A 364-nucleotide genomic window follows, 5' to 3' on the forward strand; every position below is an offset into this window, starting at 1 on the left:
ATCGTCGAAGGCATCAAGTACGGCGTGCGCAAGGTCAACATCGACACCGACCTGCGTCTGGCATCCACCGGCGCGGTGCGTCGCTTCCTGGCCAAGCACCCGGGCGAGTTCGACCCGCGCAAGTATCTCAAGGAGACCGTCACGGCCATGCGCGACATCTGCATCGCCCGCTACGAGGCCTTCGGCACCGCCGGCAATGCCAGCCGCATCAAGCCGATCAGCCTCGAAGCGATGTACGAGCGCTACGCCCGCGGCGAGCTGGACCCGAAGGTGAAGTGATCCCGCAGCATTCGACAACGACAGGCGGCCCCGGTGGGCCGCCTTTTTCATTCGCCCTCGCTGACATTCCCTCGCGTGGCCGCTT

At 65.4% G+C, this 364-nt stretch carries 1 protein-coding gene; it reads left to right on the plus strand.

Annotated elements, in window-relative coordinates; translation table 11 throughout:
* Nucleotides 1–279, plus strand: a 279-nt coding sequence (locus HOP53_RS21345) for a class II fructose-bisphosphate aldolase (RefSeq protein WP_234271870.1), incomplete at its 5' end; no start/stop codon positions are given.
* Between the last annotated feature and the right edge of the window lie 85 nt (nt 280–364).

It is taken from the genome of Billgrantia ethanolica (genome assembly GCF_021404305.1).
In the GTDB taxonomy this organism is placed as follows: domain Bacteria; phylum Pseudomonadota; class Gammaproteobacteria; order Pseudomonadales; family Halomonadaceae; genus Halomonas; species Halomonas ethanolica.